Source organism: Desulfosporosinus sp. Sb-LF (assembly GCF_004766055.1).
GTDB lineage: Bacteria > Bacillota > Desulfitobacteriia > Desulfitobacteriales > Desulfitobacteriaceae > Desulfosporosinus.
The window spans coordinates 37,464-58,370 of sequence record NZ_SPQR01000008.1 but is presented as its reverse complement, the minus strand read 5'-3'; the positions used below and the strand labels follow the sequence as shown (position 1 = coordinate 58,370).

Annotated in this window: 20 protein-coding genes and 1 riboswitch; of the genes, 5 read left to right on the top strand and 15 right to left on the bottom strand. The window is 43.2% G+C overall.

The genetic code is table 11. The features are described from left to right. Positions 1 to 16: 16 nt before the first annotated feature. From E4K68_RS13155 to E4K68_RS21100, 4 genes are all read right to left on the bottom strand, one after another. Positions 17 to 967: a glycosyl hydrolase family 18 protein gene (locus E4K68_RS13155; protein ID WP_135379402.1), complete on the bottom strand. Its 951-nt coding sequence runs from the start codon at positions 965 to 967 to the stop codon at positions 17 to 19. Positions 968 to 1,055: 88 nt separating this feature from the next. Beyond that, complete coding sequence (locus tag E4K68_RS13150) at positions 1,056 to 2,105, bottom strand: MraY family glycosyltransferase (protein ID WP_135379401.1); 1,050 nt, start codon at positions 2,103 to 2,105, stop codon at positions 1,056 to 1,058. Positions 2,106 to 2,135: 30 nt separating this feature from the next. Continuing rightward, positions 2,136 to 2,606 carry a tRNA (cytidine(34)-2'-O)-methyltransferase gene (locus tag E4K68_RS13145; RefSeq protein WP_243450359.1) on the bottom strand — a complete coding sequence of 157 codons (471 nt, stop codon included), beginning with the start codon at positions 2,604 to 2,606 and terminating at the stop codon, positions 2,136 to 2,138. Positions 2,607 to 2,620: 14 nt separating this feature from the next. Continuing rightward, positions 2,621 to 2,836 carry an FmdB family zinc ribbon protein gene (locus E4K68_RS21100; protein ID WP_135379399.1) on the bottom strand — a complete coding sequence of 72 codons (216 nt, stop codon included), beginning with the start codon at positions 2,834 to 2,836 and terminating at the stop codon, positions 2,621 to 2,623. A gap of 209 nt (positions 2,837 to 3,045) precedes the next feature. On the opposite strand from E4K68_RS21100, the gene E4K68_RS13135 reads away from it, so the two are divergent. The 3 genes from E4K68_RS13135 to E4K68_RS13125 all read left to right on the top strand — a co-directional run bounded on the left by E4K68_RS13135 (position 3,046) and on the right by E4K68_RS13125 (position 6,719). After that, positions 3,046 to 4,983, top strand: coding sequence for an aconitate hydratase (locus E4K68_RS13135; protein WP_135379398.1), 1,938 nt, complete (start codon positions 3,046 to 3,048; stop codon positions 4,981 to 4,983). A gap of 78 nt (positions 4,984 to 5,061) precedes the next feature. Beyond that, a complete protein-coding gene (locus E4K68_RS13130) occupies positions 5,062 to 5,559 on the top strand; it encodes an Lrp/AsnC family transcriptional regulator (RefSeq protein ID WP_135379397.1) in 498 nt (165 codons plus the stop codon). Beyond that, complete coding sequence (locus tag E4K68_RS13125) at positions 5,556 to 6,719, top strand: aminotransferase class I/II-fold pyridoxal phosphate-dependent enzyme (protein ID WP_135379396.1); 1,164 nt, start codon at positions 5,556 to 5,558, stop codon at positions 6,717 to 6,719. Before E4K68_RS13130 ends, E4K68_RS13125 begins: the two co-directional genes overlap by 4 nt. 129 nt (positions 6,720 to 6,848) lie before the next feature. On the opposite strand, the gene E4K68_RS13120 is transcribed toward E4K68_RS13125, so the two are convergent. The 9 genes from E4K68_RS13120 to E4K68_RS13080 form a co-directional block, all read right to left on the bottom strand. Then, positions 6,849 to 7,664 carry a methyl-accepting chemotaxis protein gene (locus E4K68_RS13120; RefSeq protein WP_135379395.1) on the bottom strand — a complete coding sequence of 272 codons (816 nt, stop codon included), beginning with the start codon at positions 7,662 to 7,664 and terminating at the stop codon, positions 6,849 to 6,851. A gap of 49 nt (positions 7,665 to 7,713) precedes the next feature. Continuing rightward, a complete protein-coding gene (locus tag E4K68_RS13115) occupies positions 7,714 to 8,163 on the bottom strand; it encodes a chemotaxis protein CheW (protein ID WP_135379394.1) in 450 nt (149 codons plus the stop codon). A gap of 74 nt (positions 8,164 to 8,237) precedes the next feature. Then, positions 8,238 to 8,322, bottom strand: a riboswitch (cyclic di-GMP riboswitch). A 92-nt stretch (positions 8,323 to 8,414) separates the two neighbouring features. Beyond that, on the bottom strand, positions 8,415 to 9,446 hold the full coding sequence (gene queG / locus E4K68_RS13110) for a tRNA epoxyqueuosine(34) reductase QueG (protein WP_135379393.1): 1,032 nt from the start codon (positions 9,444 to 9,446) through the stop codon (positions 8,415 to 8,417). Positions 9,447 to 9,468: 22 nt separating this feature from the next. Further along, on the bottom strand, positions 9,469 to 10,602 hold the full coding sequence (locus E4K68_RS13105; RefSeq protein ID WP_135379392.1) for an HD domain-containing phosphohydrolase: 1,134 nt from the start codon (positions 10,600 to 10,602) through the stop codon (positions 9,469 to 9,471). Beyond that, positions 10,599 to 13,469 carry a PAS domain S-box protein gene (locus E4K68_RS13100; RefSeq protein ID WP_135379391.1) on the bottom strand — a complete coding sequence of 957 codons (2,871 nt, stop codon included), beginning with the start codon at positions 13,467 to 13,469 and terminating at the stop codon, positions 10,599 to 10,601. The genes E4K68_RS13105 and E4K68_RS13100 overlap by 4 nt, the downstream gene beginning before the upstream one ends. 309 nt (positions 13,470 to 13,778) lie before the next feature. Next, a complete protein-coding gene (locus E4K68_RS13095; protein ID WP_135379390.1) occupies positions 13,779 to 14,426 on the bottom strand; it encodes a flavin reductase in 648 nt (215 codons plus the stop codon). Between the two features lie 149 nt (positions 14,427 to 14,575). Further along, positions 14,576 to 16,153, bottom strand: a complete 1,578-nt coding sequence (locus tag E4K68_RS13090; RefSeq protein ID WP_135379389.1) for a CCA tRNA nucleotidyltransferase — start codon at positions 16,151 to 16,153, stop codon at positions 14,576 to 14,578. A 165-nt stretch (positions 16,154 to 16,318) separates the two neighbouring features. After that, the gene (locus tag E4K68_RS13085) at positions 16,319 to 17,200 is read right to left on the bottom strand and encodes a YegS/Rv2252/BmrU family lipid kinase (RefSeq protein WP_135379388.1); all 882 of its coding nucleotides are present in this window, start codon (positions 17,198 to 17,200) and stop codon (positions 16,319 to 16,321) included. Positions 17,201 to 17,361: 161 nt separating this feature from the next. Next, entirely contained in the window at positions 17,362 to 18,480 is a 1,119-nt protein-coding gene (locus E4K68_RS13080; protein WP_135379387.1) for an aminopeptidase, read from the bottom strand. 128 nt (positions 18,481 to 18,608) lie between these two features. Between E4K68_RS13080 and E4K68_RS13075 the strand changes: the two genes are divergently transcribed. Continuing rightward, the gene (locus E4K68_RS13075; protein ID WP_135379386.1) at positions 18,609 to 19,526 is read left to right on the top strand and encodes an RluA family pseudouridine synthase; all 918 of its coding nucleotides are present in this window, start codon (positions 18,609 to 18,611) and stop codon (positions 19,524 to 19,526) included. Here E4K68_RS13075 and E4K68_RS13070 read toward each other — a convergent pair. After that, complete coding sequence (locus E4K68_RS13070; protein ID WP_135379385.1) at positions 19,516 to 19,710, bottom strand: YwbE family protein; 195 nt, start codon at positions 19,708 to 19,710, stop codon at positions 19,516 to 19,518. The genes E4K68_RS13075 and E4K68_RS13070 overlap by 11 nt on opposite strands. A 118-nt stretch (positions 19,711 to 19,828) precedes the next feature. Continuing rightward, on the bottom strand, positions 19,829 to 20,251 hold the full coding sequence (gene mscL, locus E4K68_RS13065; RefSeq protein WP_135379384.1) for a large-conductance mechanosensitive channel protein MscL: 423 nt from the start codon (positions 20,249 to 20,251) through the stop codon (positions 19,829 to 19,831). Positions 20,252 to 20,498: 247 nt separating this feature from the next. On the opposite strand from mscL, the gene E4K68_RS13060 reads away from it, so the two are divergent. Beyond that, positions 20,499 to 20,846: a cupin domain-containing protein gene (locus tag E4K68_RS13060; RefSeq protein WP_135379383.1), complete on the top strand. Its 348-nt coding sequence runs from the start codon at positions 20,499 to 20,501 to the stop codon at positions 20,844 to 20,846. Positions 20,847 to 20,907: the final 61 nt, after the last annotated feature.

Sequence of the window (20,907 nt, the reverse complement as noted above, 5' to 3'; positions counted from 1 at the left end):
ACCAGATTTTTGGTACTTAAACGTACGTTTGAAGTATTTCCCACAAACTAGGATAACTAAGATTCATTTCCCATAGAGCGACGCCCCGAATATCCTTCTGGGTAGCGAGATTAAGCTTATCTCTCAGACTTCGGGGATCTTCAAAATACACAGTGTGGCGAACCCCCATAACCTCATAACGGAAATACAAACTGTGTTGTATCGCGTCCCAATGTAACGGAGCTCCATGACGTCGTGCAAGCTCTGCGGCCCTTTGATAGCCAATAACTTTAGCTCCCCCTCTCTCTGGCCAATCATAACCATAAAGTGGGATCCCCATGTAGATTTTCTGACGTGGAATATTAGCGATCGCATAATTCAAGATACTCGTAACCCATGGTATTGACGCGACAGATCCTGGAGGACTTGCTGGCCAGTGTTCCTCATAGGTCATAAGAATCACTCCATCGACAGCCTGCCCGATCAACTTATAATCAAAAGAACCCTTCCAAGGATCCTGTGGATCGTCACTATCCTTAGCTGGAACATCAATCGTAACCAGAAAATTTGAGCGGTGAAACATATCAGACCAAGATTGAATAAGCTGACTAAAAAGGGACCGGTCTTGAGGAGCGGCTTTCTCTAAATCAAAGTTGATTCCATCGCATTGATACTCGACCAAAAGATTCCTTATGTTTCGCCAGACGAGGTTCGCAAAGTCATGATCTCGCACTAAACGCCCGAGTAAGGCTGTGGAGAACTGGCCACTCTGGGTTAAATTACTAACTACCAAAAAGACTTTAATTCCCATGGCATGGGCCTCATTAATCAGTTGCCGGCTTGGTCGTCCAACAAGGGTTCCGTTATTCTGAATGGATACTTGGAAGAGGGCTAATTGGTTTATAAGATTTCCGTATCGTTTAAGATAAGGATAACCCTTTGTTTGTTCATTTAAACCATTATAAAAGGCAAACACATTTAATGGCATTCTTATACCCCCTTTTAAGGCATCCTATGCAGGGATAGCCTAAGAGGTGTATGCTTACCATTTGGAGGTGAAATTCTGAAAATTTCTCTTATTTAGAATGACGTCGGCTAAAAACCATAAGCATTGCAGTTCGGCGCATAAGAATGATAATGAGCAGTGCGAAAACTACAAAAAGTACGACTAAAGCCCAAATCCATTGCCCCTTAGCCCCTAGAACCGCTGCCACTCCGAAGCATGCGCTAATCCCATACATTGAAAGCACTGCTTGTTTTTGGGTCAACCCAGCATCCAGTAGGCGATGGTGAAGATGCCCACGGTCTGCAGTTGCCATAGACTGGCCGCGTAATTTCCGGCGAATAATTGCAAATGTGAGGTCTGTGACCGGCATACCCATAACTAGGAGCGGAAAGACCAATCCCAGAATAGTTGCCGTTTTGAGAAGACCCATGATGGAAATTCCTCCGATGATGTACCCGAGAAACATACTTCCCGAATCTCCCATAAAAACACGCGCTGGCGGGAAATTGAAGAGTAGGAAGCCTAGAATCGCTCCAGCCAACGCTAGGGTAAGATGTGCAGCAGGAACTTGATCAATCCGATTTGCGGACCAAAACAACAAGATTGCCACAAAAAAACAAATTCCAGCAGCTAGGCCATCCAATCCATCGGATATATTAACAGTGTTCACCAAGCCAACCACCCAAAAAAGCGTTAATAACAGGCCAATCGCACTGAGTCCAAGCGTCCCAAAATTGACCTCTCCGATGATCGGCAGGGAGATAACATCCATGGAAAACCCAAAGGTCGGTATTAGCAGTATTGCAGCGGCAGCGATTTGCCAAACCAGCTTAACTAGAGGTCGAATTTCACAAATATCATCCCATATACCTACCAAAAATATAATAGTGCTTCCAATAAATAGGCCCCATATTGAATCATCCCATACTTGTGTGATCAAGGCAGCAAACCAAAACGCGACATACATTGCCAAACCACCGAGTCGGGGAATCGGCCGACTGTGAACATGGCGACCGCCCGGATAGGCAATCGCTCCCCACTTAATCGCTAGTTTCATAGAAATTGGCGTCGCAACCACCGCAATCATTAAGGCCATGATAAAGGTCAACCCATACGTCATGTTTGTCCCTCCACTATCCTTAGCCCCTTTCTATTCAAGCCCTTGGAAACCCCATTGTCGTAAAACTTCGTAAACAACAACTGCTACTGAATTTGATAAATTCAAGGACCGGGCTTCGGCACGCATCGGCAAGCGAAGGGTTGTGTCTGGATACCGCGTTAAAATTTCGGGTGCCAAACCTTTCGTTTCCTTTCCGAAAAGCAGGTATCCTCCAGGTTCGTACACAATATCAGTATGAGTTCGTCCACCTTTTGTGGTCGCTAAGTAACGGGTCCCTACCGGGTTCTTTTCCTCAAACTCGGCGAAGTTTTCATAAATTGTTATATCGAGAAGGTTCCAGTAATCCAAACCAGCACGTTTCAGTTGCTTGTCATCTATACTAAAACCCAATGGTTTTACCAAATGAAGTGATGCTCCAGTAACAGCACAAAGCCGAGCCACATTCCCCGTATTCGGCGGAATTTCCGGCTCAACCAAAACAATATTCAGCCGCTTGTTCAAAACCGATTCCCCTTTCAATGACACCCCGTACAGTTTCCACGACACCCTGGTGAACAACTTCCGCTTCCGGTCCCGCCGGAGATACCCAAACTTGCAAACCCAGAGATTTGTCTCATAAGCCCCGCGTGCCCACATCCAACACACGACAGCAACTTACCATTTTCCCCCATTTTACACAATTCGGTAGTCACGCCCCCACAGCTTGGACACCCAAATTCATACATTGGCATTAAAATACCTCCCAGCCATAAGTTTCTATCCCTAGAGTAGTAAAGACTATATCTTACTTTAAACTATTATAACCTGAAATTATGGCAAACCCAACCTAAAATAATGAAACATGTTTCCAAAACAGATATTCTGTATACTTTTAGGAAAACCCTAGATGTTCCTTCTTCTTTTTGGTAAAGTTAATACCATCTTCAAAGGAGGAATTATCATGGCACAAAACTTAACTCAGAAAATACTTGCTTCACACCTTGTTTCCGGGGACTTGAAACATGGGAACGAAATAGCTCTCCGAATTGATCAGACATTAACCCAGGACGCAACAGGAACCATGGCTTACTTGCAATTTGAAGCTATGAACCTTTCCAGAGTCCAAACCGAGTGCTCGGTTAGTTATATAGATCATAACACGCTCCAGAGCGGATTTGAAAATGCCGATGATCACGCTTTTTTGCAAAGTGCAGCAGCACGGTTTGGGGCGCATTTTTCTCGTCCGGGAAACGGAATTTGTCACCAAGTCCATCTAGAACGTTTCGCCAAACCCGGGAAAACCTTGCTTGGATCTGACAGTCATACTCCAACAGCTGGTGGGATGGGAATGCTTGCTATGGGTGCTGGAGGGCTTGATGTTGCCGTGGCGATGGGTGGAGGACCCTTTTATCTTCCCAGCCCCAAAGTCCTTCGTGTTTGGCTCACCGGGAAACTCTCAGACTGGGTTTCCGCTAAAGATATTATCTTAGAAATTCTTCGTACCCTCACGGTAAAAGGGGGTGTCGGGAAAATAATCGAGTACGCCGGACCGGGAGTAAAAACTCTTACAGTCCCTGAGAGGGCAACTATCACAAATATGGGCGCAGAATTAGGAGCGTCATCTTCGATATTCCCCAGCGATGAACAAACCCTGAAGTTCTTAGAAGCGCAAGGAAGGGCTGAGGACTTTATCCCGCTCCTTGCCGACGACGATGCTACCTATGATGAAGAAATGAAAATCGATCTTTCCTTGCTTGTCCCGCTTGTTGCACAACCACATAGTCCAGACAACGTGGTTTCGGTCAGCGGACAACCGGTCACAGCCGTTCAGCAAGTGGCTATTGGAAGTTGTACGAATTCCTCATATCAAGATCTAATGCGTGTTAGTCAAATTCTTAAAGGAAAGCACGTTCATCCAAATATCAGCTTAGTAATTTCACCCGGGTCGCGTCAAGTCTTGAGTATGCTTTCTAATAATGGTGCCTTGACAGACCTCTTAGATAGTGGGGCACGGCTACTTGAATCAACCTGTGGTCCGTGTATTGGTATGGGGCAATCACCCGTCTCTAAAGGTGCCTCGGTCCGAACGTTTAACCGTAATTTTGTAGGCCGAAGTGGCACTCAAGATGCCTCCGTATTTTTAGCCAGTCCTGAAGTCGCTGCTGCCTGTGCCTTGACCGGATACTTAACTGATCCACGAACGTTAGGGATTCAACCTATCATAGAGTTTCCAGAACAATTTCGTATCGATGACAGCATGATTATACCGCCCGGGGATCCTACTACCCCAATTCGACGCGGTCCCAACATTCAGCCACTTCCTCTTGCACCTGCACTAGAAAACAATCTTGTCTTACCCATCATCCTTAAACTTGGGGACAATGTGACGACCGACGATATCATGCCAGCAGGCTCCAAGATCCTCCCACTCCGTTCGAATATCCCGGCAATTTCCGAATACGCCTTTCACAAGATTGACGCACAATTCGCAGCCCGGGCCAAAGTCTTGAAGCAAAGCATTATAGTGGCGGGCCATAATTACGGTCAAGGCTCAAGTCGTGAACACGCCGCCCTTGCCCCCATGTATTTGGGGCTGCGCGTAGTGTTGACTCAGAGTTTTGCTCGCATCCACCGGGCCAATCTGATCAATTTTGGGATTCTTCCGCTCACCTTTGTCCATGAGGAAGACCTTGAACGCCTGATTTCAGAAATGACTCTTAACTTTTCTGACCTTCATCAGGCCATCCAAACTTCTGAGCCTTTTGCTCTCACCATTGATAATGACTCTAATCCAATTTGGGTCAAGCATGATCTCACGGAACGCCAAGCCAAAATCCTCCTGGCCGGTGGCCTTCTCAATGCCACGAAAGCAGCGCTTGATCCTTCGCAAGTATCTTGATCTGTTATATAGAAGAATGGTATAATTGTTTTTATTATTAATTTGTTTGTTCTGATTTTATAAAAAGAGGTGTGTCAAATGCTCACTGAAGAAGACCATAAACTCCTCAAAATTATTTCCGAAGACTCTCGCTTAACACCCGAGGAATTATCCATTCAAACGGGCTTGAAACCAAAATACATCGCCAAACGTATCAGAGATTGGGAAAAGGAAAAAGTCATTGTCCGCTACCAACCTATGATTAACTGGGACCGAACTGGAGAAGAAAAAGTAACCGCCCTTATTGAAGTTCGGGTCTTGCCACAGCGGGGCTATGGCTTTGACAAAATCGCCAAACGGTTACAGAAATTTTCCGAGATAAAATCGTTATTTCTTATGTCAGGTGGGTATGACCTATCCCTACTCATCGAAGGTAAAACGATGCAAGATGTCGCCCTTTTTGTGGCTGAAAAGCTTGCCCCTCTCGAGCATATTCAGAGCACAGCGACTCACTTTGTGCTCCGCCGCTACAAACAAGACGGGGTCGAGCTTTTAGGAGAGGAAGAGACGATTCAACGTCTCGTGGTTTCCCCATGAATCGTTATCTTGCACCCCATGTCGCCAATCTCCCTCCCTCTGGAATTCGAAAATTTTTCGACCTTGTAGCAACCATGAAAGATGTTATTTCGTTGGGAGTCGGAGAACCTGACTTTGTAACCCCTTGGACTGTGCGTGAAAGTGGCATCTTTTCTTTAGAGCAAGGACAGACTATGTATACCAGTAACGCGGGTCTCCTTGAGTTGCGCGAAGAGCTTTCATACCATTTGGATATGTCCCTGGGACTTTCCTACGATCCGGGACACGAAATTCTCATCACCACTGGAGCGAGCGAAGCAGTGGACCTTGTGATGCGAGCCGTGCTCTCACCGGGGGATGTTGTCTTAGTTCCTGATCCATCCTACGTGTCCTATGCCCCTTGTGCCACAATGGCCGGGGCCAGTGTTAGTTACGTTCCGACCCACGCTAAGGAAGACTTTCGTTTACGGGTAGAAGACTTGGCCAAGGCCTATACGCCTAAAGCCAAGCTCTTAGTTCTATCCTACCCAAATAATCCGACTGGTGCGATCATGAATCGTGAGGATCTTCTCCCTATCGCGGACTTTGTGACTGAACATGATCTTCTCGTCTTAGCTGATGATATTTATTCAGATCTTACCTATGGCGGAACTCATGTCTCGTTTGCTAGTTTGCCCGGCATGCATGACCGCACTCTCTTTGTCAGTGGTTTTTCAAAATCCTACGCCATGACTGGATGGAGAATCGGGTATGTTGCCGGACATAAAGACCTTATCGGTGGGATGACACGTATTCATCAATACACCATGCTCTGCGCTCCCATCACGGGACAAATCGCGGCCTTAGAAGCGTTACGTTCTGCCTCTGAAGCCAAAAACGAAATGGTTACGGCTTATGATCGGCGACGCCGTCTAATGGTTCATGGTTTTCGGCAAATGGGCCTCGACTGTTTCGAACCCTTAGGGGCTTTCTATGTTTTCCCGGACATATCTAAAACAAATTTGTCCTCTGAAGAGTTTGCCGAAGAACTTTTAAAGGCAGAAAATGTAGCCGTCGTTCCAGGAACCGCCTTCGGGCCCTCCGGAGAAGGACATATTCGCTGTTCTTACGCCTATTCATTGGAACAACTTCAGGAAGCACTCAAACGCATCGCGCATTTTGTTCAGTCAAGATTAGGTTAACTTTAAAAAGCCTGATTGATCAGACCTTTAGGGACTGATCAATCAGGCTTTTTTGACAACCACGCAAGTCAAGTACTATTATGAGTGAGGCAAGGAGACTGTTCACTGCCTCACTTTCTTGCAATGAATTCAAATTTTTTCGGCTAAAGCTGATAGTGCGATTGCCGACGATGTCAAAGTTTCAATGGTCGCTCCAATTTCCTCAACAGCAGCAGAGACTTCCTGTGTATTACCACCTACCTGTTCTAACTCCACTGTCATCTTACCGACAAGGCCTTGTATGCTACCGATAATTTTTCGTATATCTTTTGCCGAGGTGGCACTTGATATTGCCATCGCCCGAATTTCCGAGGCTACCACAGCAAATCCTCTCCCAACCTCACCCGCTCTAGAAGCCTCGATCGAAGCGTTAAGTCCAAGAACTTTTGTATCGCTAGCCACGGAATTTATGTATTCTACAACTTCTTCCATTTGTAATGCTTTTTCATTAACTTCTTGGGATTGTATCGTAAGGGCTTGTCCGCCATCTGCAAGAGCTTGAGCTGAAGCAGCAATATTCTCCATAGCAGCTGAAACTTGCTCCAAAGATTCTGAAAGTTCTTTGGCCAAGGAAGGCAATTTTTCTAGGGCATATTCCCTTTCATTTGAACCTGTCGTGGCAATTCCACCGATTATGACACCATTTTCTCTAATCGGATATGCTATTCCAGTGTAAGCGACTCCTAAGACTTCAGCCCCAACCATTTTTTCCACCTTTTCACCGGTTCGAAGGCATTGATACGACGTAGTCGTAGCCGGTAATATGTCGCCAGCTTTGAAAGGCAGATTGATAACGGAACCCATTTTAATATGAATATATTTCTCAAGATCAAATAAGAAAACCGATGTTTTCCCAAAATCAGTTTCAAAAATCACATCAACCATTTGTACATAATCTTCTATCATCGCAATTCCTCCTAACAATTATTTGGCATAGACTATCTTGAATATCGGCTTATCCAATGTCAGCGGAACTCAACCAAGTTAAAACGTCATCGGAAAAAAGTCTTTCAATATTTATTACTGGAATAATATTCTCATTTGTTTTAATGATTTCTTTAATTGTGCCTTGATGTATAATACTAGGGACTTTTTCAATGGAGTTGCATTCGAGAATTTCAACGACATCATCGACCCATAGTCCTATTTTCTCAGTCTCTTTGGTCGACTCAAAAATCATGATTCTGGGCTCCCCTTCATCAGTGGGTGCTATTACAAATTTCTTTCTCAAATCCACAATGGTAACAACTCCATCACGTACTTTTGCAATCCCCTGAACGAATTCCGGTGCACCCAAAAGTTCTATAACTTTCACGGGCTTGATGATCTCTCGAACAGAACTCATTTCCACAGCATAGTCTTGCAACCCCAATTTAAACTGGATGAATTGTTTCATTTCGTCCATTCATATTACTCCTTTCTTTTTTTACTCCCCCACAAATTAAAATGCCATGCTCTTATGAAAAGCATGGCAAATTCGTTGGCAACCTGGCAATCGTTAGGTATACCTCTACGACCCATAGCTTTGCGTCCTTAGCTTTCACTAAGTTTGCCATTTTTCTAAATTTTCAGATTAAATACTTAATTCTTTTTATTTTATTATATCACAATCATTTCTTTATTAGTGCACATTTTTCAAGTTTTTTAAATGGAATTTTATTTACTATTCTCTAATCCTTCTAAATACAAAGCAATGATGGGCGGAACTATTTTATTCTTTTCATGTTCTGCTAACCATACTTTATCACCTCGGTCTAGCCCATTCCGTAAGGCTAAAAAGGCATTTCTCTGAAGAATTCCTTTTCCACGCCAACCTGCTGCAGTTCCTTTAAAACGTTGGTGAAACTCTCCTTTCGTTAAATTAAGAGTTTCCCGCAGGTCAACACCACGTCGTAGTGAAGATGGAGCTGAGGAAGAGGTCGCTTGTTGTTCCTCAGCCAGCCGCTTTTGATTATGTGGGCATACTTCCTGGCAGGTGTCACATCCAAAAACCCGTAACCCAAGGCCCCTGCGTTCCTTCTGAGTAAGCACCTCTTTGCTCTGTGTGAGATAGGAAATGCAGTGTTTTGCCGCAAATGGTTCTTTTCCGATGATCTGCGCCGGACATGCTTCAACACATCTTTGGCAGCTTCCGCATTGGTTGATCATTGGATAGTCCGGTTTGATCTCTCGATCCAGTAAAAGTAAAGCCAGTGTGACAAACGAACCATATCCTGGAATAATGAGCTGTTGGTTTTGCCCAATCCATCCAATCCCTGCCCGAAACGCGAAGGCACGCTCAATTAAAGGTCCTGTATCCACTTGACTGTGGAAGCTTCCCGTCCACCCATTGACAACCATTATATTGATAAGTTGTTTTATCTTATTTTGAAGGACCTGATGATAGTCCTCTCCAACCGCCGAACGAGCAATGATACCCTCTCCTTCCAAAGGAGGAGTTGTAAGAGGAAGTGGATAGGCAACGGCAACGACTGTCTTGCAGTATTCCCAAACCACTCGAGGATCAATTCGTTGCCTGATCTCCTTGATCTCAAAGGGAGTTGCCACCTCTTTTTCGAAACGTGTTTCTAACAAGGGTGCGAGGTCCTCGATCGATTCCGCGGTAGTAAACCCTACAGAGGCAAAGCCCAACTCGCTCCCCCATCGTTTAATGTTTGTCTTCCAACTTATTTGTTCATTAGGTTTCAATGAAGATCCTCCCCGAATACTCTCACAGCGTTCGTGTGACGTTATACCCTCGTAAATCTTGTTTAATTTTTCGAAACTGGCCTTCTAAGACAAGAAAAGCTTCAATAACTTCGGGATCGAAGTGTGTACCCCGTCCCTCAATAATGATATTTCGGCTTTTCTCATGGGAAAAGGCGGGCTTATAACAACGTTCTGAAGTTAATGCATCATACACATCTGCTAAGGCCATAATTCTGGCACTAAGGGGAATAGACTTACCCTTAAGATTTTGTGGATACCCTGAACCATCCCATTTCTCATGATGACTTAGGGTAATCTCCATCGCCATAGTGATAAAAGCATTCTCTGGATAATGTTCTAGCATGGTTTGCAAGGTTTTTGAGCCAACGACAGTATGGGTTTTCATGATTCCGAACTCTTCTGGAGTTAATTTACCAGGTTTAAGCAAAATTTTATCGGAGATGGCTACTTTACCAATGTCATGCAGCGAAGAGGCAAAGTAAATATTATCCACAAAGGAGTTATCAATTTCCGTATCCACTGCACACTGTACGCGAAGCTGCTCAGTGAGGATGCTACAGAACACTCGGGTACGTTCGATATGCTGTCCTGTTTCATCATCCCGTACTTCTGCTAACTTGGAGAATGCCAGAATTGTAGCCAGTTGTGTTTTAAACAGTGCGTCCTTAGTGACGAGTATTTCCTTAATTTGTTCATCCACTAAACTTTGTAGATTATGATTATGGATGGCCAAAGATTTACGAAGTCTACGCAAATTAAGGTGTGTCTTAACCCTAGCATGTATCTCTTCAAATTGGAACGGCTTCGTAACATAATCAACGCCACCGCTCTGAAAGGCCTTAATCTTGTCTGTAACTTCGTTCATAGCGCTAAGAAATATGATCGGAATATCGGCCAATTTTTGATCTGCTTTGAACTGTTCGCAAACCTCGAATCCATTCAAACCAGGCATGTTGATATCCAGGAGAATCAAGTCCGGCGGTTTCTTGGCTGCGGCTTTTAGAGCCATTGCACCATCGAGAAAAGCAGAGATTCGGTAGCCTTCTTCTCCTAACATAGTTTCTAAGAGTTTTAAATTCTGGGGAGTATCGTCAACAATCATGATAAACGACGAATTGTTTATCAAATTATTCATTTTAGACTCCCTCTCCTTAAGATTTCCTTAATGCCCCTATAATCATAATTGTTAGCGAGTTCGCGTAATTTTTGACCAAGAATTGGGCTATGCCGCATTACTTCTAGATTAATTAGTTCCTTAAGAACGATACTTTCGCCAAGTTCGACCGCTTCCACAATACTGGTAACCACCTGAGGAGGAACCTGGGCAACCAAACGATGGGACTCCTCCAAGGCCTTGGCATCTGAGCGTTCTCCCGAGGCATCTTCATAAATATAATCCACGCCTAGGATACGCTGAAGTTCGCCAAGGATTTCATTAACTTTAAATGGTTTACGAATAAATCCATCTGCTCCAGAATAAAGAGCCTCCTGTCGATCATTTTCTAAGGCGCTAGCTGTGATCATGATTACCCTTATATGCTTACCTTCTAGGGTGGATTTCAGTATACGAGTAGCTTTAAATCCATCCATCTCTGGCATACGGGCATCCATCAAAATTACCTCTGGTTTCCAATATTTGATTAATGAGAGTGCCTCTCTGCCATCGCCAGCCTCCAGAACAGTAAACCCTACCTCCTCGAGAAGTCGCCTTAATAAAGTGCGATTTGTAATAATATCGTCTACCACCATGATCTTTGGTGAAGATTTACCCGACTTAAGTCCAATGACCGCTCTCTGCCGACTGGTCTTCTTATCAAGAGTTTCGAAACTTGAATTTTGAACGGTTAATGTAAATCTGAATTTACTTCCTTCGCCCAATCGACTTGTGACTGTTAAATCTCCACCCATTAAACGTGCATAATAGCGACTTATGGGCATACCAAGGCCTGTGCTACTACCCTGGCGTTTCCCGCTTTGCGTCTGTTCAAAAGCCTCAAAGACTTTCCCGATCTCCTCAGGGGCTATACCGCAGCCCGTGTCTTCCACCTCAATAATTAGGAATAGTTGATCCTCTTTCCGGCTATTAGTGCTAAGCACTCGAATATCGATTCCACCCTTTTCCGTGAACTTAATTGCGTTACCAATAATATTGATGAGTACTTGACGAACCTTTTTACCGTCGGTACAAATATATCTGGCAATTGAGCTTTGTATATTTACTTTTAAAAGTAAATCTTTTTGTAGTATCAGTACCATAAACATTCTGGCACAATCATCCAATAGATCGGTCAGGGAGAAATCCTCAAGATTCAGGACCACTCTCCCTGACTCGATTTTTGACATCTCCAAGATATCGTTAATCAAGGTAAGGAGGTGTTCTCCACTCTGATTAATGATTTTAATATAGTCCCTTTGATCAGCGTTTAAAGACAGACTACGTTGCATTAATTGGGTATAACCAAGAATAGCATTCATCGGCGTGCGAATTTCATGGCTCATGTTTGCCAAAAAGGTAGTTTTTGCTTGATTTGCGGCCTCAGCTGCCGATTTGGACATCTCCATTTGCTGGATCATCCGTCTCTGCTGAGTGATATCCTCTTTCACGGCAATGTAATTCGTCACCTTACCTGTTGCATCAAAAACAGGGGAAATGGAGGAAGATTCCCAAAATAACTCACCACTTTTCTTCTTGTTGCAAATTTCACCTGACCATTGTGTGCCATTGTCTAATGTCGCCCACATATTTATATAGTACTCGTCTGCGTGCTGGCCTGACTTAAAGATTCGGGGGTTTTGTCCCAAAAGTTCATCAATAGAATAACCAGTGACATCAGCCACATGTGAATTAACGTACACAATGTTTTTATACCTATTAGTCATGACAACACTGATTGGGCTACTATCTATTGCTTGTGAGAGCATCTCTAGGCGCCGGGTCGACTCCTCCAGCTTCTTAGAATGAAGCAGTAAGTCTCGGTTAGCCTGTTCTAGTTCTGCAGTTCGCATAGTAACGCGTTGTTCCAATTCTTCATTGAGGGCCTTAATCTTAACTTCACTTTCTCGCAAAGCCTCTTCCACATGCTTATTTTCAGTAAGGTCAGTAATTGTGGATAGCATACATGGTTCTTCCAATTGAATTAATTCCGTAGAAATCCGACAGACCAAACGTTTATTCCCTTTGGCGTTGAAACGAAAATCGTAATTATTAAGTTTTCCCTCTACTGCGGTCGTCTTGATAATGTGCTCACGATCCCGTAGATCGGCATAAATTCCCAGATCCAATGCTCTTTGTCCGATTACTTCCTGCTGACTGAAACCGCTTAACTTAACAAATGCCTTGTTTAATTCAATAATGTGTCTATCGCTCAAACGAGTTATGAGCATGGCCGCAGGACTAGACTGGAATACCTTGGAAAACTTTTCTTCCGACTTTTTGAGTGTTTCTTCGACTTTGAAACGTTCTGCAATCTTCCAAACGGAAACCATCATTAAATTGAGCTGCCGTGCGTCAGCATCAGTGTAATCTTGGTCTTTATTAGCAACACCGATCACTGCATCTATTCGTTCATCTGTTATCACAGGTAGAGTCATAAAGCGAAAGAGTGGCGCATGTCCTGGGGGATAACCTTTCTTCAATGGATTGTATGCTTGAAAATCATTGATTAAAATTGCGCTACGCTGTCTCACCACTTCTCCCCAGATCCCTGTCTTGTCTAATTTAAAAATTGTAGCAGGTTCGTTGATCTTGCATTCTTTCATTGCCTCAGAGGACCAGGCATGCAGTGCAAATTCCTTACTTTCCTCATCATAAAAATAAATATAACCCAAGCGACTATTAGATAAGGCAATTGCTTCATTCAGAGATGAGTCCAATAATTCCTTCAACGAAGATGTTTTTTGCTGGCTAAGTTTAATGACACTGTTTAATCTTTTCTCCTCGATTCGAGCGGCCTCTTCGCATCTCCTTAACGCCTCTTCAGTCTGTATATTATTGTTATTCATAGTCTCATCACATCGCAATTCTTCAAAAATGTGATACTTGGGACATCTAACTAAAATACTCTAGACAAAATTATGGGTAAAACCGTACTTTTCGTTGCAAATTATAATATTAATTCTTATCAAATCACTTCTATAAATAATTATTTGATTCCTGCTAAATTGATACCCATTCTTAAACGAATTTTATAACTTTTCATTATCTCGAAAGATGCAGAAAATAAAAAACCCAACATTCGTTGGATTTTTATTTTCTGCACCTTAATAAATAACTCTTTCATTGTTCAGACATTTAAATCGTAACGGGCATTCTTATTTCGATGCTCTGAAAAATGCGTAGGTCATTGGGTCCCCTTCTTGAAGGATCTCTCCAGCAGTTACATCCGCGAGAAATAACGTATGTGTTCCTGAATCAAGTTGCCCGGTGACCGTTGCTTCCATGGTCACAAGTACATCATCCAGTAATAGGACTCCTGATTCGCCACGATGGACTGCTAAACCCTCAAACTTATTGACATCTCGACCTGATCGATATCCAAACCCACGTGCGTAGTCTTGACCCGTTTGGCTCAACACTGAAACTCCAAATTTTCCACTCTTCTGGATTAATTCATGGGTAAAATTCTTCTTGTTGATTCCTATAGCCACTTTCGCTGGATCTGAGGTGATTTGGAAACAAGTATTAGCACATTGACCATTGTCCCGACCTTCGGCCTGCGCGGTGATAATGTAAAGGCCGTACGAAATCCGGTAAAGTGCCTGACGTATGGCTGTTTCTTTATCTGGCTGAGCGATTACAGGTTTCGCGGCCGATTTAGCTTCAGGGGACGCCTTTGCTTCGTCTACCGGAGAAATTAGTTCAAACATACTAGCATCTACGCCACAAATCGGACAAATTTCCGGTGGATTTTCGCCATTATGGATGTATCCACATACAGTACAGCGCCATTGTTTTTCCATTAATAAACAACCCCTCTCATTATAATAATTATAACTTTATAATTTATTTAGGTCAAGTTTTATATTCCTTAAAACCCATAATTTGTGCCAAAATTCCCTTTCCAAAATCACTGAATATTTTACAATGAGAATCAAGTCCCGATAAAACTCTATCTTTTGTTATTCAAAAAAAATGCATATTCCTGTTCAAGAAATTGAGTGTTTGTCAAACTATACTTTACACTCATCATGACTCGCTTACGTACCTGCTCCTTAAACCGACCGTACCGTTCCCCTTCAAGCCCTTTATTACGAACAAATTCTGTAAAGTAACGCCAATCAAGCTGATTAGCTTTTTCAGTTAAAAGAGCACAGGCATTTCTAATTTTCCCTTGAACCCGATCGAATCGTTCTACATTTTTTTCGGCGTCCTGCTTACCACCCAGAAAATCCGCTTTCCACAAAACGAGTAAATTTTCCACTCTTTGCGTGTTAAAATACTGCCCATCCCAGCCAATCTTCCAAGCAAAGAGTCGGGCTTTATCGCTAATCTTTGCTTGTTCCACTTCGCCTCTTAATTCATTCATAAAGGTCAGGGTCCCTAGCATATGATGCCCTACTAAAAAATGAAGTTCACGCTCTCCCCGACTTCCTCCGGGTAGAACCATCGCCCACCGAAAGCGAGGCAATAGTTCTCTGACAAGACGAGCACTTTCTTTCTCGTGTTGTAAAAAATGACGTTTTCCTTCTGGAACCCATTCAAAGTGGTTATTCGGTGTGGGTCTTGCTAATTTAATACGTTTTGCGACAATGGTCTCTGGGTAGTTATCTAATCTTCCTCCATGAACTTCTACGTCTTTGGTTGCCCACCGCTCCAGATTCTGCCCTATCAGCTTGAAGTCATCGATCTTGTACCCCTGAGGAGAAGGATAAATAGTTCCCCAAGCATAACATTCCCGACTCGCTGTTTCCCATTTTCCCATATCATGAAACAAGGCAGCTAATCGCAACAACACATGAGAAGGAGTATTTTTCACGACATGCCGGGTGTGTTCCCAGGCATCTTTTGTGTGGTAACGATTTTGAACCAATCCTTTCAATCTAGCCAGTTCCGGAATATACGTTTCAAAATACCCCAAGTCATCAAGAAGCCCCAAGGCTTTATCAACCTCATCCAAGATAAGAATTCGCCCCAGTTCTTCTGTAATCCGTTCCGCTGAGACCGTGCGAAGAAGCAGGATTTGTTCGATCGCTGCCAGCCAAGTCTCTCGCTCTATTTCAAAGTTGTAGCGGACAGCTAGCCGAATAAGGCGCAAAATCCTAATCGGGTCCTCATAAAATCGTTCCTTCGCATGCCCACACGCCTTCAGTTGCCTGTTATGCAAGTCTTTAAGACCGCCTAAAGGATCTTTGATCTCTCCGGTCCCAACCTCTTGATAAATCGCATTCAGCGTAAAATCCCTCCGCAGAGCATCTTTTTCAACCTCGCCATTGAACGTCACAATGTCGACTCGTTCGGTTCCCAGGAACAAACTAACTGTCTGCTGATGTGCACCGATCACGTGAGGCATGTACCCCCATTCCGACAATTGACGATCTATCTCCTGGATGGGAAGTGCTATGACCGCATCGACATCTTTCGAGGGAATCCCCAATTGCGCATCACGAACAGCCCCGCCGACAATATAGACTGGACTTAGCACACTAAGCCTTTTTAATATTTCCTGATGAAACAATGTACCGATCATAAAATCCCGCCGTTCCTTAGTACTTTTACAATTCTAGCTTTCCACTAAAACACTAAGCACTCCTAGACAGAGATATATTTCCCAGTAGAACCTAGTTTTACTCTAGTGTGTAGCCATCTCGAACAACAAGAAAAAAGGCGGAACCCTTGACGGCTACGCCTAAGTTTAGAAGAGCACTGAAATTTTCGGCCCGATGTTAACGTGCCATACGCTTTCAGGTCCACATTCTCCATCAAGATCTGAGCTGATCGGTCGATCCGTTTTAACCGTTAATTTGTCGGTTTGAAATTCAATAATTTTTTCAGCATTAGCTTTCTCTCCACGCAAAACTTTTAACAGAAGGCGGACGGTCTCAGGCCAACCTGCCGCGGGTACCATTAAAATATCCAGCTTCCCATCGGTTAGAGAAGCTCTTGGTACCAGTTTTCTGAGTCCTCCAACCGAAAGGCCGTTCACAGCCATAAACAAGACGACCTCTTCTAGATATTTCTGACCATCATGCTCGAATTCGACACGAAAAGGTCGAAAGGAAGGAAGAGTCTCAATTCCTTTTAGAAAGTACGCTAATTGCCCGAGCGTATTCTTGACGCGGGTATCTACTTTTTGAGAAACATCCGTCAAAAGCCCCGCACTTGCTACGTTAACAAAAAATCGATCATTGAGTTTACCTGTATCCATTTGAAAAACGTTTCCTTTAGCAATCACTTTACACGCTTCAGGAATACTTTTCGGCAATCGCAACGCGTAGGCTAAATCGTTTGCTGTACCCACGGGCAAAATACCCAGTGTGGGACGTTGCTCAGCCGGAATTTGCAACAATCCGTTCACCGCCTGATGAATACTGCCGTCTCCCCCAGCAATCACCAAACGATCTACATCCGTACTTTGAGACGCTACCTGCTCAATGTCTTCAGGTGAACATGCCCGATGCACGCATACTTCATGACCGCTTTCTTGAAAAATGCGGAGCACCGTATCTAGTTGCGTCGTTAACTTACGCCGACCAGCGTAAGGGTTATAAACCAATCGTAATCGTTTACTTTTCATGACTGTTCGTAATCGACTCCTCATCTAGCTTACGTTCTTTCAAAGAACCATTTCTCTGCAAAGGCAACTATTGCAAAGAGAGCACATTAGCGGTATCTTTATTTCTCATGAACTGCACAGGGTTCCTAGTGTCGAATGCCCAAGGATGGCATATGACTCTCTCAAGACTTCAGATTCTCTGGATTCAAAGCCTCAAGTTCTGGCAAGACAAAGCGTCCATCTTTCCGAATCAGCGTATCATCGAAGTAAATCTCACCACCGCCATAGTCTGATCTTTGAATACACACCAAATCCCAGTGGATCGCTGATTTATTACCATTATAACAATCATCATAACAAGATCCTGGGGTAAAGTGGAAACTTCCATCAATCTTTTCATCAAAAAGGGTATCTTTCATAGGAGTCTGAATAAAAGGATTAACCCCAATCGCAAATTCCCCTACATAGCGTGCTCCCTCATCCGTATTAAAGACTGACTCGATACGTTCTGTATCGTTGGCAGTCGCTTTGACAATCTTTCCATCCTTGAATTCTAATACGATATTATCATAGGTAAATCCTTGGTAAAGTGACGGTGTGTTATAACTAATTTGTCCATTGACCGATTCCTTCAGGGGTGCACTGAATACCTCCCCATCTGGTATATTGAGATGCCCGTCACACTTGATGGCTGGCATTCCTTTGATCGAGAATTGCAAGTCAGTGCCTGGTCCAACAATACGCACACGATCTGTCTTCTCCATCAGCTCTTTCAGCGGATCCATGGCCAGCGACATCTTAGAATAATCCAAGTTGCATACATCAAAGTAAAAGTCTTCAAATCCTTCAATACTTGTATTTGCTAACTGAGCCATAGCCGCATTGGGATATCTCAACACACACCAACGAGTATGCGCAACCCGTTGCTCCGAATGCACTGGTTTTTGATAGTGGGACGCATAAATCTTCATGTTTTCACTTGGAACGTCAGCCCACTCATTAACATTATCTCCTGCTCGAATTCCAATATAGGCCTGCATCTCTTTCATCCGCGCCAGATCCCAACGAGTCATGGCCTCCGCCTGCTCCACTGAGAATTCTTTTAATACTTCGCGTAGTAGGGTATGATTGATAGTAGACAAAAACGGCAAACCACCTGCCTGATAGGTATAACGAACAAGTGCCTGGGCAAGTGGAATTTCTGGTCCTATCACTTCAATGAGAATTTTCTCCCCGGCCTGAATGGCAAGCGAGTAATTGATTAAAGAGTTAGCGAGTTTTTCAATACGATTATCTTTCACTTTAGGGCCCCCTTACGATTTTCTCTCTAAATAAAATGACTTATTATAGATTCTCTTTCTAAAATATAATCTGCCGTTTTTACTATGATTTTATGAGTGCTCTATCATTGCATCACTAGGAGGAATTCATGAACACACAGCCTAATCTCTGGGAATACTGTCTACAATCGGAGGACTCAGGTCAGAAATATCTGTCTATCCTACTTCACAAATTTCATTTCTCGCTCAAATTATTACAACGTTTAAAACAAGGAGAACGCGTTTGGGTTAATGGAAAGTTCACTTATTTAACTACACGAGGTAAGGAAGGAGAAACGTTATCCATTCAGCTCTTTTCAGATGAAGAAGCTAACATTGTTGGAGAAGATCTTCCTCTCGACATTCTCTATGAAGACGAATACCTATTAGCTGTAAGTAAACCGGTGGGTCAAGTCGTTCATCCAACACATCGTTATCTCACGAATACTCTAGGCAATGCCGTCATCGGATATTGGGAACGCAACGGAGAACATCGCCTGTATCGTCCTATTCACCGGATTGACCGGAATACCTCTGGAGTCGTCATCATCGCTAAAAATCAGTTTGCCCATCAACAACTCGCTTGGCAATTGGAGCGCGGACACATCGTCAAACGGTACTTCGGATTCGTTGAAGGAGTTGTAAGCGATCAAGAAGGTATTATCGACGACCCCATTGGATTTGCCCCAGATAGTTTTATCAAACGCCAAGTCCAACCCGACGGAATGCCAGCTCGGACACATTTCCGTGTTCTCCATCGCTATCCCAACGCAACGTTTCTTGAATTTATCCTTGAAACAGGACGTACCCACCAAATCCGCGTACACTGCGAAAACTTTGGATACCCCTTGCTCGGGGATGATCTTTATGGAGGAGATACCACGCTTCTTAGCCGCCAAGCCCTACACTCCTCGGTTTATGCTTTCCTACATCCTGTAACTGGTCTTCCCTTGGTTATACGAGCACCCTTTCCTAAGGATCTTAGGGAATTAATTACCAAGTTAAAACAAGGTGCTACTAGTTTATAATCTCTTGAACTCTTCCGACTTGTCCATCGACAAGCCGGACTTTAATTCCTCTCGAATGATTCTGCGAGTTTGTCAAAATATCTTTGACAACTCCTCTCGTCAATTTCCCAGTTCTTTGATCGGCTTTCAAAACAATATCTACTGTGATTCCTGCATAAATATCTTTCCTAGACTGACCCTTCATTCGTAAAACTCCTTAATATATTCATTCCACATTCACTAACTTTGAATCTTCTATGTACGACCGTATAAAGTGATCCGCAAAATGATAGCATGTTCTTCCTGTTCGCGGAATAGATAAATTAATTATCCTTCTTAAGAAGATCTCTGATCTCCGTAAGCAGCTGAACTTCCACATTAGTGACAGGTGGAGCATCGGGTTCTTTTGGTTTCTTCCTATTTAAACTATTCATGGCCTTCACAATCAAGAAAATCGCACCCGCAATAATTAAAAAGTCAAAAACGCTCTGAATAAAATTACCAATATTTAAGGTAACAGCCTCTTTAACTACCTTTCCTGATCCATCTACTACGGCATCTTTAAGCCAAAGTTTAAGATCCGTGAATCTAATTCCTCCTACAATAAGACCAATTGGAGGCATAATTATATCCGCTACAAGAGAAGAAACAATTTTTCCAAAAGCACCACCGATGATGATACCTACTGCCAGATCCATCACATTTCCTCTTGTTGCAAATTCCTTAAATTCCTTCATAAAACTCATTACACAAGTCTCCTTTTTCCACTATCTTACCATATAAAAGCTATGTCGTTAAGCTTGAACAGTTCGCCGCGTATTCTAGGTCTGTTATACTTAGGAATCGGCATAGTTTTTGTTAACAATTAATGTACTTATGTTTTTTCGTTTTAAAGTTGCTAATTCCTTAAGAATTTGATAAATTCAAAGAGATTCGTGTATTTTAAAAACTCTCAACCTACTAATTTAAAATTAAAAGAAGGGTGGATTAACTGTGACAGACAGAATTTTTAAGCTCGATGAATTAGCACAGTTTGATGTGAACGTTCCACAAAAAGTAATGGTATACCAAACAGATAAGACCTTAGGTGCTATGTGGTGTTTAGAACCTGGTCAAGAAGTATTCCTGCATCAACATCCCAATGCAGACGATGTATGGATTTGCCTAGAAGGGGAGTCAGGTCTCTACTTTGCAGGGAATGACCAAGAAGTGGAAATCAAAAAGGGAATGGCGATTCTTGCCGAAGCTGGACAAACTCACGGCATGCGTAACACTGGAAAAGATCGCTTCATATTTGTAGGAATTGCCGGTCCAGTTCCAGTAGAAACAGTTAAACTATAATAAGTCCACCTCATTATTAGCTATTTTCAGGCAGGGCGCACAAGATTCTATTCTTGTGCGC